The sequence below is a fragment of the Methylobacterium sp. WL1 genome, from assembly GCF_008000895.1.
GTDB lineage: Bacteria > Pseudomonadota > Alphaproteobacteria > Rhizobiales > Beijerinckiaceae > Methylobacterium.
Genome location: NZ_CP042823.1, coordinates 159,937 through 174,825, shown reverse-complemented (window position 1 = coordinate 174,825; position 14,889 = coordinate 159,937). Strand labels below are relative to the sequence as shown.

Sequence of the window (14,889 nt, the reverse complement as noted above, 5' to 3'; positions counted from 1 at the left end):
TGACGAGGCTCGCTGCGCCCTACGCGTTGGCGCTGAGGCGCTTGATGTCAGCCTCGACCATCTCAGTGATCAACGACTCGAGGCTGGTCTGCGCCTCCCAGCCGAAGGTGGCCTTGGCCTTGGCCGGGTTGCCCAGCAGCACCTCGACCTCCGCCGGCCGGAAGAACGCCGGGTCGATGATCAGGTGGTCGTCGATGTTCAGGCCGACATGCTTGAACGCGATCACGCACATGTCCCGCACCGTGGTGGTCCGGCCGGTGGCGATGACGTAGTCGTCCGGCTTTTCCTGCTGCAGCATCAGCCACATCGCCTCGACGTAGTCCCGGGCGTGGCCCCAGTCCCGCTTGGCATCGATGTTACCCAGCCGCAGCTCCTTCTGCATGCCGAGCTTGATCCGGGCCACCGCGTCGGTGACCTTGCGGGTGACGAACTCGACGCCGCGCAGCGGGCTCTCGTGGTTGAACAGGATGCCGTTCGAGGCGTGCAGCCCGAAGCTCTCGCGGTAGTTGATGGTCATCCAGTGCGCGTAGAGCTTGGCCACGCCGTAGGGCGAGCGCGGGTAGAACGGCGTCGTCTCGCTCTGGCGCTCTTCCTGGATCAGCCCGAACATTTCAGAGGTCGAGGCCTGGTAATAGCGCGCATTCGGCGCCACCGAGCGCAGGCATTCGAGCATATGCACGGCGCCGAGACCGGTCACCTGGCCGGTGAGCAACGGCTGTTGCCATGACGAGGTGACGAAGGACTGGGCGGCGAGGTTGTAGATCTCGTCCGGCTTGGTGCTCTGGACGATCCGCAGCAGCGCAGACTGGTCCAGCAGGTTGCCGTCCACGAGTTCGACATCGCCCAAGATGCCGAGCCACTTCAACCGGTGGTCGAACACCCCGGCATGGCTGGAGCGGCGTACGATGCCGGTGACCGTGTAGCCCTTGTGCAGCAGCAGCTGCGCCAGATACGCGCCGTCCTGGCCCGTAATCCCCGTGATCAGCGCGCGCTTGGCTGTCATGAAACCGTCCCGTCCCGTTGCTGCCCGGCTGCTACGACCGGTCCGGCCTTCGCGTCAAGGTGAGGCCACACTGCGCATAGTCTTCGTGGGCTGGCGCGTCGGCCAGCCACATGACTCAGTGTATGCGAAGAAGTGCGCATGGGCGGCCGAATTCTTCGCGGGTAAGCCACTTCGCCCTAGGGTTGGGTCAGCCAGGCGGTGACGCCACCAAGGGACCGGAATTCCTCCAGCGCGTGGACCCGGGCGTCAGGCAGGGCCGACCGCGCCATCGTGGCCAGCGCGCGGCCGGGGCCGAGTTCGATGACCCGGTCGGCGCCGTATTCCCGGGCGGCTTCGAGGCAGGCTGCCCAGTCGATGGTATGGGAGATCTGGCGTGCCAGCTTGTCGAGGCCGTCCTCGGGCCGGAACATCGTCGCCCCGTCGAGCCCGCTGACGAGGCGCGGGGCACCGGCCTGCGGGCGGTGCAGGGTGACGGCATCGAGTGCGCCGCGGAACGCATCGCTGGCCTCGGCCAGCAGCGGCGTGTGCGAGGGCGTGTGAACCGGCAGCACCACCGCCCGCTGCGCGCCGGCCCCGATGGCGTCCCGGCACAGGACTTCGAGCGCATCGCATCGCCCCCCCACGACGCCGCTGTCCGAGGCGTTGCGGATGGCGAGGTGGCATGCGTGACGCCCGGCCAGGGCCTCGAGTGCGTCGAGCCCGAGGCCCCGGATCCCGGCGAGCCCGAACCCCTCCCCGGAGGCGGAATCCATGGCCTCTGCGCGCCGGGCGGCCAGCGCCAGGACGTCGGCGTCGGAGATCCGACCGGCGAGGCCCCAGGCGGCGAGATCACCGATGCTGTAGCCGGCCACGATGGCGCGGCCGGACAAAGCCAGCCCGCGCCAGGCGGCGAGCGCGGCGACGCAGCACAGGATCTGGCCCGTCCGGTTGCCGTGGAGCGCGTCGCCGCCGCTGCGGGCGAGGTCGCGCGGGTCGGTGCCGCCCAGCAGCGGCGCGGCGGCAGCGAAGACGGCCTGCGCCGCGGGATGGCCGGCGGTGAGGTCGAACATCCCCGGATGCTGGCCGCCCTGGCCGGAGAGCAGGATCGCGACACTCATGCGGTCTCCCGGGAGCGCAGGGGGGCGACAGGCCACATGGCGAGCCCGTCGAGGCCCTTGGCCAGCACGGTGCCGCCCTCGGGCGCGTCGCGCAACTCGCGCCAGTGCAGGCCGGTCCCGTCCGGCAGCAGGATCTCGCCGTCGAGACGCATCGGGGCGATGTCCGCGATGGCAGCGAGCCGGTCGAGCAGGCCGGCCGGTACCGGCCCCGGGCAGGGCCAGAGCAGGTCGAGGTCGGAGGCGGGACTCAGATACGTCAAGCCGGTGACCGCCTGCCACAGGAGACCACCGAACGGCCGCGGTGTCACGCCGTAACGGTCGCCGAGCGCCACCACGGCCGCGATGGTCCCGTGCCAGGCGGGAGGCGCATGGGGAGCCACCTCGGCGAGGCTCGGGCTGTCCAGGCGGGTCAGGCGTTCGGCCGGCAGGGCAAGGCCGATCCGGCGCTTGCCGTCGGCGGGCGGCAGCGGCAGCCCGAGGGGGACCGTCTCAGCGCCCTCCCCCGGGACCCGGCGGCGGACGATCAGCGGACGCCCCGCCCCGACCCAGACAGCGAGGTGCGGCACACCGGCGAGGTCGGCGCGGGTGCCGAGCCAGGATGACCAGGCTTCGGGATCGACGCGGACGAGGTCCTGCCGGGTGAAAATGCGAGGCGGGCGGGGTTCGATGTGCGCTCTGTGGATCTGTGCCATCCTCGACCTCGTTTTGAGGTCTCAGGTGAACGTGTCGGAGACCCGATGTCCGCCCACCCCTGAAACGTGACGAACGGCGGAGCAGCCACTTCGTCATCTTGGGGCCGCGCAGCGGAGCCCGGGATCCATAGACGCGAACCGATCAAGATCTGGCGTCGTCGGCGGATCTGGGTTCCGGGCTCGCCTGCAGCGCCCCGGAAAGACGAGGCGGTTTATTCTGCTACGCCCGATCGGCACGTAAGCATCCCACCGCGTTCACTCGGCCTCGCGCTACCCGCGCCGGGCCTGCGCGATCACCGCCTCCGCGATCTCCTGCGCCACCGGCCGACCGCCGCGTTCCGCGCCGAGGCGGTCGCGATTGTCGCCGGGTGTCTGGGTGGCGATCAGGTCGCGGATCTGGGCGTCGAGCGGCCGGGCCGGATCGAGCACCACGTGGACCGCGCCGGCGGCCACCATGTTGTCGAGCCCCGGGGCGAAGACCGGGGTCGACTTCGCCATCTCCTGAAGCTTGTCCAGCGGGAGCTTGGTCACCTTCGCCACGGAGGGTAGATCCATCACGCTCGGGTTGGCGCCCGGCAGCGCGGCGAGCACCCGGGTCGCCAGCGCGGTGGCGATGAACGCGCCGGCGGCGGAGTGGCCGTAGATCAGCCCGATGGTCGGGTGGCCGGAGCGGTCGGCGAGCAGCAGAGCCTTGGCGAGATGGGCCAGGCACTCGTTGAGCCCCAGCAACTCGTCGCGCCGGCTCATGCGCTGGCTGTCGGAATCGACCACCACCAGGATCGGCGCCTTGTCGCCGGCCCGCACGACATCGAGCACGGCCCGCGACAGGACCAGCGCGCCATCGACCCCGAGCGGCGTATCGCCGTCGATTCCGACGACGTGGATCGTTTCCCCCGCGAACGGGCCGCTGCCGGTCACGAGGCCGTCGCGCACAGTGACGGAATGGCCCTGCGGAAAGAGCCCGGCCAGGATCTCAGCGAGCGTCATGGTCGGCCTCCCCCACCCGGGATACGGTCTCGTCGAAGGCGCGCGTGTCCATGGCGGGCACCGCCTCCGGATCGTTGACGCCGAGCCGGGCCCAGATTTCGGTGGCGTCCCGGCAATCGCCGAAGCGCGCGATCCGGGATTCGAGCCGGGCCTGCTCGGCCTCCAGCGTCGCGAGATCGAAGGTCGGCGCCCGACCGATCAGGTCGAGCGCCGCCCGCCGGAAGGCCGATACGGTGTCGGCGCAGAACGCGTCGGCCCCGCCGATCAGCCGCCGGTGCTTGCCGCCCATGGTCCGCCAGACCAGGGCCCGGTCGCGGGAATCGAACTCCTCGGCGCCCTTGTTGGTCTCGATCACCTCGGGGCCCGAGACCGAGATCCGGCCGCCCTCCGAGACGGCGAGCCGGGAGCAGGTGCCGGCGATCAGGCCGCCGCCGCCGTAGCAGCCGGCGCGGCCGCCGATCAGCCCGATGACCGGGATGCCGGCAGCCCGGACGTCGACGATCGCCCGCATGGTCTCGGCGATGGTGGTCTCGCCGGCATTGGCCTCCTGCAGCCGGACGCCGCCGGTGTCGAACAGGATCAGCACGGCCGCCGGCTTCAGGGTGAGCGCGGCGCGCAGGAGCCCGACGAGCTTCGCCCCATGGATCTCCCCGAAGGCGCCGCCCATGAACCGGCCCTCCTGGGCGGCGACGAGCACCGGCTTGCCGTCGAGCGCGGCGCGGCCGACCACGATACCGTCGTCGAAGGCCCGCGGCAGGTCGAACAGCGGCAGGTGCGGGCTCATGCGCCGCTCGGTCGGGGGCAGGAACTCCTCAACGCTGCCGGGATCGGCCAGCGCCACCACGCGCTGGCGGGCGGTGGCCTCGTACCAGCTCAGGGCGTCCGGGTCGGTGCTCGCGGCACGTGCGCCAGCCATGGTCAGGCCTCCATCAGCCGGGCGCCCTGGAGCAGGCGCAACGATACGGTGTCGGGACGGGCGCCGCCGTCATTGATGCTGATGCGCAGGCCCCCGGGCTGGGCGCGTGCGACGAAATCCGCCACCACCGCCTCCCAGACCGCGCCGTAGCCGGCGATCGGCGTCTCGATCGCGACTTCGCAGGCATCCGGCGGAAGCACCCGCTCCAGCAGGATCTCCAGGTTGCCCGACGCCACCACGCCCGTGATGGCGTTCGAGACCGAGCCGGGCAGCGGCTTTCTGGTAGTGTGGCGGAAGGTCAGGGATTCCATCCGACTGTTCCTCGCGTGCGCCTCTCCGCCCCGTGGCGGGGAGGATATGAAGGTGGGGGTGGTTGAGGGGTACCGGGCCGCTTGGTCCTGCGCCGCCCCCCACCCGCGACCCCTCCCCGCAAGGGGAGGGAAAGATCGGGATCGACCCTACCAGTTCCGGAACTTCGCGGGCGGCTCGTAGAGGCCCCCCGACCAGTGCACGAGATCCTTGATCGACTTGGCCGCGAGCAGCGCGCGGTCGGCGTCGAGGGGCTCGATGCCGAGATCCTCCGGCCGGCGGATCACCCCGCGGGCGCGCAGCTCCTCGACCTTGGCCCGGTCCCGGCCGCGGCCGACCTCGGTGTAGCCCGCGACCCCGCGGATCGCCTGCTCGCGCTCGTCGGCGTCCCGGCACAGGAGGAGGTTGGCGATGCCCTCCTCGGTGACGATGTGGGTGACGTCGTCGGCGTAGATCATCACCGGGGCCAGCTCGAGCCCGATCTTTTTGGCCAGCTCCAGGGCGTCGAGCTTCTCGACGAAGGTCGGCACCAGCTTCTCCCCGAAGGTCTCGACCAGCTGCACCACCAGCTTGCGCCCGCGCATCAGCGCCGGATCGCCGACGACCTGACCTTCGCGCCCGGCCTTCATCCAGGCATCGGACGGGTGGCGGCGGCCATGCGGATCCGAGCCCATGTTGGGCGCGCCACCGAAGCCGGCCACCCGCGACTGCGTGATCGTCGACGAATGGCCCATCAGGTCGATCTGGAGGGTCGCGCCGATGAACATATCGCAGGCGTAGAGGCCGGCGGTCTGGCAGAAGGCCCGGTTCGAGCGCAGGGAGCCATCGGCCCCGGTGAAGAAGATATCCGGCCGCGCGCGGATGTAGCGATCCATGCCGACTTCCGAGCCGAAGCAGTGGACCTGTTGGACCCAGCCGGATTCGATCGCCGGAATCAGCGTCGGGTGCGGATTGAGCGCCCAATGGGTGCAGATCTTCCCCTTCAGGCCCAGCTTCTCACCGTAGGTCGGCAGCAGCAGCTCGATTGCGGCCGTGCCGAAGCCGATCCCATGGTTGAGCCTTCGGATGCCGTATTCCGCATAGATCCCCTTGATCGCCATCATGGCGATCAGGATCTGGGTCTCGGTCATCGCCGCAGGATCGCGGGTGAACAGCGGCTCGACGTAGAACGGCGTGTCGGCCTCGACCACGAAGTCGATTCGGTCGCCCGGGATGTCGACCCGCGGGACCTTGTCGACGATCTGATTCACCTGGGCGATGACGACGCCGTTCTTGAAGGCGGTGGCCTCCACGACGGTGGGCGTGTCCTCGGTGTTGGGCCCGGTATAGAGGTTGCCGTCGCGGTCCGCCGAGACGCCGGCGATCAGCGCGACGTGGGGCGTGAGGTCCACGAAGTAGCGGGCGAACAGCTCGAGATACGTGTGCACCGCGCCGAGCTGGATCTGGCCGCCGTAGAGCATCTTGGCGATGCGCGCGCCCTGCGGGCCGGAATACGAGTAGTCGAGCCGCTTGGCGATGCCGGTCTCGAACACGTCGAGATGCTCCGGCAGCACGATGCCCGACTGGACCATGTGCAGGTCGTGGACCTTGCCCGCGTCGCAGGCCGCAAGCCCCCGGGCCAGGCAATCCGCCTGCTTCTGGTTGTCGCCCTCCAGGCAGACCCTGTCGCCGGGGCGCAGCACCGCCTCCAGCAGATCGACCACGGAGCCAGCCGGCACGACCTTGCCGTCGGCATGGGCGCGCCCCGCCGCGATGCGTGCGTCGCGCGCCTCTCGTTCGCCGCGCCACTGGGTCATCCGCGCGTTCCCCTTGTGTATGCAGTGACCGAGATAAGGCGCTGGTCGGGCATTTTCTAGCACGTTCTAATCACGGTTCCGTATACGGGATTGCCGATCTGTCAACATCCTGCATATTTATCCCAACAAGACAGCAGGCGATTCGGGAGGGAACGCAGCATGCCGAGCGCGTCGAGACGGGCGCTGCCGCGCGCCGCAAGTACCGCCGCGGGAGGGCAAGGCCGATGATCGTCCTGGGTGTCGCCCTCCTCGCCGCGTGCACGCTGGTCGGCGTGTATCTCGGCGATCTCCTCGGCGTCGCGCTGGGGGTGAAGGCCAATGTCGGCGGCGTCGGCATCGCCATGATCCTGCTGATCGTCGCCCGGCTCTGGCTGTCCCGCCGGGGCGGCCTGACCAAGGGCGTGCAGTTCGGCGTCGAGTTCTGGGCCGGCATGTACATCCCGATCGTTGTCGCCATGGCGGCCCAGCAGAACGTGGTCGCGGCGGTGAGCGGCGGCCCGATCGTGGTCATCGCGGCCACCGGCTCCCTGGTCCTGTGCTTCGGCGCGGTGGCGCTGCTGAGCCGGATCGGCCGGCGCGATCCCGGCAGCCCGGAGGTCGAGCACGGCGGCTCGGTGATCGGCGGCGAGGCCGTTCCGGCGCCGACCGGGAAACAGGGGTGAGCGCCATGGAACACGCGATGGACAACGACCTCGGACATCGGATCTGGCACGACATCGAGCACGTCTTCATCGAGCAGAGCCTGGTGGCGGCCTTCGCGGTGGTGGGCGCCCTGATCCTGGTCTCCAACCTGGCGGCCAAACGCTTCACGCGGGGCCGCGTTCACGGCTCGGCCATCGCGATCGTGCTGGGGCTGGGGCTCGCCTATGTCGGCGGGCTCTACACCGGCGGGAAGAAGGGCGTCGCCGACATCCCGGCGCTGGCCGGGATCGGCCTGATGGGCGGCGCGATGCTGCGCGACTTCGCCATCGTGGCCACCGCGTTCGAGGTCGATGTGATCGAGGCGCGCCGGGCCGGGCTGGTCGGCGTGCTGGCGCTGGCGCTCGGCACGATCATCCCGTTCCTGGTCGGCACGCTCACCGCGGTGGCGTTCGGCTACCACGACGCGGTCTCGATCACGACCATCGGGGCGGGAGCGATCACCTACATCGTCGGCCCGGTGACCGGGGCGGCGATCGGAGCGGATTCCACCGTCATGGCGCTCTCCATCGCCACCGGGGTGACCAAGGCCGTGATGGTCATGGTCGGCACACCATTGGTTGCTAAGCTGATCGGCCTCGACAACCCACGGTCGGCTATGGCCTATGGCGGCCTGATGGGGACGGTGAGCGGGGTCGCGGGCGGGCTCGCGGCGACGGACCCGAAGCTAGTCCCGTACGGGGCGCTCACCGCGACCTTCCATACCGGGATCGGCTGCCTCGTCGGTCCCTCGATCTTCTACTTGACGGTGCGGGCTCTGGTCGGTTGACCAACCGCGGGGGCGCGGGACGAAGTGATGCACGGCGAGTTCCAGAAGATCGACACCGGGCTTCTCTCCGACCGGATCCGCAACGCGCTCACCGACGCGATCACGTCCGGTGAGATCCCGGCCGGCACGGCCCTCGACGAGCAGAACCTCGCGCAGCGCTACGGCGCCTCCCGCACCCCGGTCCGGGAGGCCCTGCGCCAGCTCGCGGCCTCGGGACTGGTGGAGGTCCGCCCGCGCCGGGGCGTGGTGGTGGCCCGGCTGACGCCGGAGCGCATCGCCGACATGTTCGAGACCACCGCGGAGATCGAGGCGATGTGCGCCCGGCTCGCAACCTACCGGATGACGCCGCTGGAGCGCGGCCGGCTGATGGACCTGCAGGAGGATTCCGCCGCCGCCGTGGAAGCCGGCGACGTCGACGCCTACGACCGGCTCAACCGCGCCTTCCACGAATCGCTCTACGCGGCGACCCACAACAGCTTCATGGCCGAGCAGGCCCTGGCGATCCGCGAGCGCCTGGCCGCCTTCCGCCGGACCCAGCTCCGCCACGGCGACCGGATCCGCCGTTCACGGGACGAACACGGCGAGATTCTCGCGGCTATCGCCGAGGGGGATGGGGAATTGGCGGCTCGGCGGATGCGGGCCCACATGCTGCGGGCCGCGGCAGCGTTGGGGCGGTATATTGCGGATACGGTGGGTTGATGGGCTTTCAGACTTCCATCGTCATCATGCTGGCTGCCGGTTGCATCAACCCGCAGGATGTTTTGGTTAAAAACTGGCATAAGCCCGAGTTTGTTGATTAAATTTGCGAATTAAAAACTCTACATCGCAATAATCTTCAGGCTAAAAGCTCACTTAAAGCTATCGTGCCTCGACCACGTCGCGGTATTCGACTTCGAAAAATGCGACCGGGCAAACAAAAGGCATCCGGCCAGATTCTTGATCGATGCGGCTGAGATGAAATACAGTCGCAGCATCGGGCATTGTTCCAGCATTCAACGGAGCGGCCCGCAATATATCAGATCACTGCAGAACTGCGTAACACCACGGTGAGGCGGCCAAGCTTAATGGTCTTGCGGCTCATACCGAAGATCATCAGGGCCTTTACACCACCTCCCGCGCCACGCCCCCCTTCCCGGCCCCGCTTCCACCCAGCGCCTCCGCCAGCTTCCCGATCCGCTCGGCGGCTCGCCCGATCCCGTCGGCGGCGCGGGCGGCGTCCTCGGCCCGGGCACGGTCGGCGGCTTCGGTGGCTTTGCGGAGATCCGCCGTCTCGGCCTCCAGGGCGGCGTGGCGGGTGCGCAGCTCAGCCAGCTCGTCGGCGATGGTCAGGGCGGCCATCACCTGGAGGCGCATGTCACCGATCTCGCCGAAACTCTGGCGCATCTCGCCGATGCGCGCGCCAAAGCTCTCGGCCAGCCCGGTGAGGTGGGCCTCCTCGCCGGCACCGCAGGCCATGCGGTAGAGCTTTCCGTCGATGGTCACGTTGATCTGGGGCAAGGATCGCTCCGATGGACGGCGGCGCTGGACGGAACCGGTCAGGCCCGGCCGAGCACGCCCTGGACGGTCTGGATCGCGCGGTCGAGCCGCTGGCCGACCAGTCCGGTCGTGGCCTCGACATCGGCCAGATGCGCGCTCGCGGCGTCGAGGGCGGCGGCGAGCCGGGCCCGGTCCTCGTCCATCAGCGCCAGCTCGGCGTCCCGGTCGTCGGGTTCGGCCTCGGCCTCCAGGCGGCGGGCCACCACCGCGTCCAGGCGGCTCAAGGCGGAGTCGAGCCGGGCGAAGGCCGCATCGATGGGGTTCGTGTCCGTCCTGTCGTCGGCCATGGGGCTCCGCTCGCCGGACGCATCGTCCCGACGGGCGGGCTCACGGGCGACGATGCTTCGGGGCCTCAAGTTTCGGCCGGATGCGTCCGGAATTCCAGTCCGAAATGTTGGTGGGTGTCCGCGCCGTCGCGCCTCAGCAATCGCCGTCGCACAACCCAGTTTATTGGATGTGGGAGAGAACCGTGTTTGTCACGGGCGTGCGTTTGACAGGTGGAGACGCCATGTTAGACAGCCGCGCGCTCCCGTAAGGGGCCGCCCAAGATATGCCGGATGGCCGGTCCATGACAGTCCCGTGGCCTCAGCCAACGCCGTCGGATCCGATCGGCGCGACCGGAGCGGCCCGGCCTGTCACGGCACGGTTCATCGCAGGTTCAAACCCGCCCGCCCAGATCGGCCCCGCCCGGTCGGCCTGGAGGCGGGCCGCCACGGCGTCATCCCGAAAGGCGGGGTTCGGCTTTCGGACAGGATGAGGCCACACGAACGACACTGCGCCGAGGACCGGGTGACCGGCCCGGTGCGCGGTGCTCCGCAGCAGGAAGGAGTCACACCGTGACGAAGGTTGCCATCAACGGGTTTGGACGCATCGGCCGCAACATCCTGCGCGCCATCGCGGAATCCGGCCGGACCGACATCGAGGTCGTGGCGATCAACGATCTCGGCCCTGTAGAGACCAACGCCCACCTGCTCCGGTTCGATTCCGTCCACGGCCGGTTCCCGGGCGAGGTCGCGGTGGACGGCGAGTTCCTGGTAGTCAACGGGAAGCGCATCAAGGTCACGGCCGTGCGCAACCCGGCCGAGCTGCCGCACCGCGACCTCGGCGTCGACATCGCGCTCGAGTGCACCGGCATCTTCACCGCGAAGGACAAGGCCAAGGCCCATCTCGACGCCGGCGCCAAGCGCGTGCTGGTCTCGGCGCCGGCCGACGGCGCCGACCTCACCGTGGTCTACGGCGTCAACCACGACAAGCTGACCGCCGAGCACCTCGTCGTCTCGAACGCCTCCTGCACCACCAACTGCCTGGCGCCGGTCGCCCAGGTGCTGGACGCGGCCGTGGGCATCGAGCGCGGGTTCATGACCACGATCCACTCCTACACCAACGACCAGCCGTCGCTGGATCAGATGCACAAGGATCTCTACCGGGGCCGCGCTGCCGCGCTCTCGATGATCCCGACCTCCACGGGCGCCGCCAAGGCCGTGGGCCTGGTCCTGCCCGAGCTGAAGGGCAAGCTCGACGGCACCGCGATCCGCGTGCCGACCCCGAACGTCTCGGCGGTGGACCTGGTTTTCACGGCCAAGCGCGCCACCTCGGTTCAGGAGATCAACGACGCGATCAAGGCGGCCGCCGCCGGTCCGCTCAAGGGCGTGCTCGGGGTCACCGACCAGCCGAACGTCTCGATCGACTTCAACCACGATCCGCACTCGTCCACCTTCCACCTCGACCAGACCAAGGTGATGGACGGCGTGCTGGTGCGTATCCTGACCTGGTACGACAACGAGTGGGGCTTCTCGAACCGCATGGCCGACACGGCCGTGGCGATGGCCAAGCTCATCTGAAGACCCCGACGCCCGCCGGTCCCGACCGGCGGGCGCCTTTTCGACCGAACGGCCTCACCTCGAACCAGGGGATCATCCCGGGATGACCGACGCTTCGCAGGGCACGTCGAGCGGACAGGGCGCCGTCGTGACGCCCACGCCCACGCCCAAACCCGCACCCACGCCGGCGGCCACGACCGCCCCGGTGGCGACGGCGCCCGCGCAGGGGCTGCCGGCGAGCCACCTCCTCGATCAGCTCGCGCGAATCGAGGACAAGTGCTCGCGGATCGAGGACAAGTACGCGCGCTCCGAGTCCCTGCTGTCGCGGGTCGAGGACAAGGTCGAGAACGCCGCCAACCGGATGAACGAATCCGCCCGGCAATCCGATCTCGCGGCCCTGCGCACCGAGATGCGCGGGCTGGCCGACCGCACCCGGCGCCTGCCCGGCACCGGCGCGCTTGTGCTCACCGCGGTAATCACCGCGATCCTCACCGTCGTGCTGATGGTGGCGGTGCAGCGCCTCAACCTCGACCGCCTGATTCCGGCGCCGGCTGCCACGTCCGGCACCACCGTTCAATAACAGCCCTCGACCCGAACAGGACCGCATGAGCGCCTTCCGCACCCTCGACGACGCCGGCGCCCTGACGGGCAAGCGCGTGCTGATGCGCGTCGATCTCAACGTGCCGATGGAGAACGGCCGCGTCACCGATGCGACCCGCATCGAACGCGTCGTGCCGACCATCCGGGAGGTCGCTGAGAAGGGCGCCCGCGTGATCCTGCTGGCCCATTTCGGCCGCCCCAAGGGCAAGCGCGAGCCGAAGGATACCCTGGAGCCGGTAGTGCCGGCGCTGAGCCAGGCGCTCGGCCGGAACGTCGCCTTCGCGGCCGATTGCGTCGGCGACGACGCGGCCCGGGCCGTCGCCGCGCTGAAGGACGGCGACGTCCTGCTCCTGGAGAACACCCGCTACCATCCCGGCGAGGAAAAGAACGACGCGGCCTTCGCGGACGCGCTTGCGGCCAACGGCGACGTCTACGTCAACGAGGCGTTCTCAGCGGCCCACCGCGCCCACGCCTCCACCGAGGCTCTGGCCCATCGCCTGCCGGCCTATGCGGGCCGCGAGATGCAGGCAGAGCTCGAAGCCCTGACCAAGGGCCTCGAAGCGCCGCAGCGGCCGGTGATCGCGCTGGTCGGCGGCGCCAAGGTGTCGTCCAAGATCGACCTTCTGGAGAACCTGGTCGCCAAGGTCGACATGCTGGTGATCGGCGGCGGCATGGCCAACACCTTTCTGCACGCGCAGGGCAAGGCGGTGGGCAAGTCCCTGTGCGAGAAGGACCTCGCCGAGACCGCCCTGCGCATCCTGGCGGCCGCGGACAAGGCCGGCTGCCGGATCATCCTGCCGGTGGACGCGGTGGCGGCCACGGAGTTCAAGGCCCAGGCCCCGCACGAGACCGTGCCGGTGGATGCGGTGCCCGCGGGCAGCATGATCCTCGATGCCGGCCCGCGCTCGGTCTCCGAGATCAACGCCGCCATCGATGACGCCAAGACCCTGGTCTGGAACGGCCCGCTCGGCGCCTTCGAGCTCGCACCGTTCGACGCCGCCACGGTGGCCGCCGCCAAGCACGCGGCCGCACGCACGGCGGCCGGCCAACTGGTCTCCGTCGCCGGCGGCGGAGACACCGTGGCCGCGCTCAACCACGCCGGCGTGGCCGCCGCCTTCACCTACGTCTCGACCGCGGGCGGTGCCTTTCTCGAATGGCTGGAGGGTAAGGCCCTGCCGGGCGTCGAGGCGCTGCGGGCGCAGGGCTGACTGAGGACGGCGCGGCTCTCTCATGCGCTTCTCCCCCGCCACCGCGCACCGATCTATCTGTCCGGCGTTGGAAGTCGGGGGTGTCGAATGGCTGCGTGACGACGGGCAGAACGCGCGGATCGAGATCCTGACCGGCGTTCGGGCCGCCATAGCGCCGTCGCAGGCCAGGCCGCTCACGCCGAGGCGCGCCACGACCTTGGAGGTGCGGGCGCTGTAGACAACAGCATTCCCACCGGTCGAGACCGGCTCCGGGGATGCTATGTTGCGCATTCGATATGCGCGTGTCCGAGGGTGGATCCGGTATCCGGACTCGGGCGCTCTATTTCCGTCGCCGTGGGCGATCGGGCAAACCATCAGACGGCAAGCGGGAAGACAGACGACGATGGCACGGATCACCCTCAGGCAGCTCCTCGACCACGCGGCCGAGCACGAATACGGCGTGCCGGCGTTCAACTTGAACAACATGGAACAGGGTCTGGCGATCATGGCGGCGGCCGACGCCACCGACTCGCCCGTGATCCTGCAGGCCAGCCGCGGTGCCCGCGCCTACGCCAACGACGTGGTGCTGGCCAAGCTGATCGACGGCCTGGTCGAGATCTACCCGCACATCCCGGTCTGCATGCATCTCGACCACGGGAACAACGAGGCCACCTGCGCCACCGCGATCCAGTACGGCTTCACCTCGGTGATGATGGACGGCTCGCTCAAGGGCGACGGCAAGACCCCCGCCGACTACACCTACAACGTTGAGATCACCCGCAACGTCACCCAGATGGCTCATTGGGCGGGCGTCTCGGTCGAGGGCGAGCTCGGCGTGCTCGGCTCCCTGGAGAGCGGCCAGGGCGAGGCCGAGGATGGCCACGGCGCCGAGGGCGTCCTGAGCCACGATCAGCTGCTCACCGACCCGGACGAGGCGGTGAAGTTCGTCGAGGCCACGAAGGTCGACGCCCTCGCGGTTGCTATGGGCACCAGCCACGGCGCCTACAAGTTCACCCGCCAACCCGACGGTGACGTGCTGGCGATGAACGTGATCGAGGAGATCCACCGCCGCCTGCCGTCGACTCACCTGGTCATGCACGGCTCGTCCTCGGTGCCGCAGGACCTGCAGGACATCATCAACCAGTACGGCGGCCAGATGAAGCCGACCTGGGGCGTGCCGGTCGCGGAGATCCAGCGCGGCATCAAGCACGGCGTACGCAAGATCAACATCGACACCGACAACCGCATGGCGATGACCGGCCAGATCCGGAAGATCCTGACCGAGAACCCGTCGGAGTTCGATCCGCGCAAGTACCTGAAGCCCGCGATGGATGCGATGACCAAGCTGTGCAAGCAGCGCTTCGAGGAGTTCGGCACTGCCGGCAAGGGCTCGAAGATCCGCCCGGTCTCCGTCTCCGAGATGGCTAAGCGCTACGCCAGCGGCGCGCTGGACCCTAAGATCGGCGCGCGTTGACGGT

The 14,889-nt window shown here is 69.4% G+C and carries 17 protein-coding genes; 8 read left to right on the top strand and 9 right to left on the bottom strand.

What is annotated here, in order from left to right; genetic code table 11:
* Positions 1 to 19: 19 nt before the first annotated feature.
* From gmd to mdcA, 7 genes are all read right to left on the bottom strand, one after another.
* A complete protein-coding gene (gene gmd, locus FVA80_RS01115; RefSeq protein ID WP_147910529.1) occupies positions 20 to 1,003 on the bottom strand; it encodes a GDP-mannose 4,6-dehydratase in 984 nt (327 codons plus the stop codon).
* Between the two features lie 176 nt (positions 1,004 to 1,179).
* The gene (locus FVA80_RS01110; RefSeq protein WP_147910528.1) at positions 1,180 to 2,100 is read right to left on the bottom strand and encodes an acyltransferase domain-containing protein; all 921 of its coding nucleotides are present in this window, start codon (positions 2,098 to 2,100) and stop codon (positions 1,180 to 1,182) included.
* Positions 2,097 to 2,792 carry a malonate decarboxylase holo-[acyl-carrier-protein] synthase gene (gene mdcG / locus FVA80_RS01105; protein ID WP_147910527.1) on the bottom strand — a complete coding sequence of 232 codons (696 nt, stop codon included), beginning with the start codon at positions 2,790 to 2,792 and terminating at the stop codon, positions 2,097 to 2,099. Before mdcG ends, FVA80_RS01110 begins: the two co-directional genes overlap by 4 nt.
* A gap of 270 nt (positions 2,793 to 3,062) precedes the next feature.
* Positions 3,063 to 3,779 carry a biotin-independent malonate decarboxylase subunit gamma gene (gene mdcE, locus FVA80_RS01100; RefSeq protein WP_147910526.1) on the bottom strand — a complete coding sequence of 239 codons (717 nt, stop codon included), beginning with the start codon at positions 3,777 to 3,779 and terminating at the stop codon, positions 3,063 to 3,065.
* On the bottom strand, positions 3,766 to 4,695 hold the full coding sequence (locus tag FVA80_RS01095; RefSeq protein WP_147910525.1) for a biotin-independent malonate decarboxylase subunit beta: 930 nt from the start codon (positions 4,693 to 4,695) through the stop codon (positions 3,766 to 3,768). Before FVA80_RS01095 ends, mdcE begins: the two co-directional genes overlap by 14 nt.
* Positions 4,696 to 4,697: 2 nt before the next feature.
* On the bottom strand, positions 4,698 to 5,006 hold the full coding sequence (gene mdcC / locus FVA80_RS01090; protein WP_147910524.1) for a malonate decarboxylase acyl carrier protein: 309 nt from the start codon (positions 5,004 to 5,006) through the stop codon (positions 4,698 to 4,700).
* Between the two features lie 147 nt (positions 5,007 to 5,153).
* Complete coding sequence (gene mdcA / locus FVA80_RS01085; RefSeq protein ID WP_147910127.1) at positions 5,154 to 6,800, bottom strand: malonate decarboxylase subunit alpha; 1,647 nt, start codon at positions 6,798 to 6,800, stop codon at positions 5,154 to 5,156.
* A gap of 224 nt (positions 6,801 to 7,024) precedes the next feature.
* Here mdcA and madL point away from each other — a divergent pair, with 224 nt between their 5' ends.
* From madL to FVA80_RS01070, 3 genes are read left to right on the top strand one after another with little or no spacing between them, the layout of a single operon-like run.
* The gene (gene madL / locus FVA80_RS01080; RefSeq protein ID WP_147910126.1) at positions 7,025 to 7,462 is read left to right on the top strand and encodes a malonate transporter subunit MadL; all 438 of its coding nucleotides are present in this window, start codon (positions 7,025 to 7,027) and stop codon (positions 7,460 to 7,462) included.
* Positions 7,463 to 7,503: 41 nt separating this feature from the next.
* Positions 7,504 to 8,268 carry a malonate transporter subunit MadM gene (gene madM, locus FVA80_RS01075; RefSeq protein ID WP_147910128.1) on the top strand — a complete coding sequence of 255 codons (765 nt, stop codon included), beginning with the start codon at positions 7,504 to 7,506 and terminating at the stop codon, positions 8,266 to 8,268.
* Between the two features lie 27 nt (positions 8,269 to 8,295).
* Entirely contained in the window at positions 8,296 to 8,967 is a 672-nt protein-coding gene (locus tag FVA80_RS01070; protein WP_147856369.1) for a GntR family transcriptional regulator, read from the top strand.
* A 402-nt stretch (positions 8,968 to 9,369) separates the two neighbouring features.
* Here FVA80_RS01070 and zapA read toward each other — a convergent pair whose 3' ends face one another.
* Entirely contained in the window at positions 9,370 to 9,765 is a 396-nt protein-coding gene (gene zapA, locus FVA80_RS01065) for a cell division protein ZapA (RefSeq protein WP_147910125.1), read from the bottom strand.
* A gap of 38 nt (positions 9,766 to 9,803) precedes the next feature.
* A complete protein-coding gene (locus FVA80_RS01060; protein WP_147910124.1) occupies positions 9,804 to 10,091 on the bottom strand; it encodes a DUF4164 family protein in 288 nt (95 codons plus the stop codon).
* A 549-nt stretch (positions 10,092 to 10,640) separates the two neighbouring features.
* On the opposite strand from FVA80_RS01060, the gene gap reads away from it, so the two are divergent.
* The 5 genes from gap to fba all read left to right on the top strand — a co-directional run bounded on the left by gap (position 10,641) and on the right by fba (position 14,885).
* A complete protein-coding gene (gene gap / locus FVA80_RS01055; protein ID WP_147910123.1) occupies positions 10,641 to 11,645 on the top strand; it encodes a type I glyceraldehyde-3-phosphate dehydrogenase in 1,005 nt (334 codons plus the stop codon).
* Between the two features lie 82 nt (positions 11,646 to 11,727).
* Complete coding sequence (locus FVA80_RS01050; protein WP_147910122.1) at positions 11,728 to 12,204, top strand: hypothetical protein; 477 nt, start codon at positions 11,728 to 11,730, stop codon at positions 12,202 to 12,204.
* A 25-nt stretch (positions 12,205 to 12,229) separates the two neighbouring features.
* Positions 12,230 to 13,432, top strand: coding sequence for a phosphoglycerate kinase (locus tag FVA80_RS01045; protein ID WP_147910121.1), 1,203 nt, complete (start codon positions 12,230 to 12,232; stop codon positions 13,430 to 13,432).
* A gap of 22 nt (positions 13,433 to 13,454) precedes the next feature.
* A complete protein-coding gene (locus tag FVA80_RS01040) occupies positions 13,455 to 13,649 on the top strand; it encodes a hypothetical protein (protein ID WP_147910120.1) in 195 nt (64 codons plus the stop codon).
* Positions 13,650 to 13,814: 165 nt separating this feature from the next.
* Entirely contained in the window at positions 13,815 to 14,885 is a 1,071-nt protein-coding gene (gene fba / locus FVA80_RS01035; RefSeq protein ID WP_147910119.1) for a class II fructose-bisphosphate aldolase, read from the top strand.
* The last annotated feature ends 4 nt before the right edge of the window (positions 14,886 to 14,889 follow it).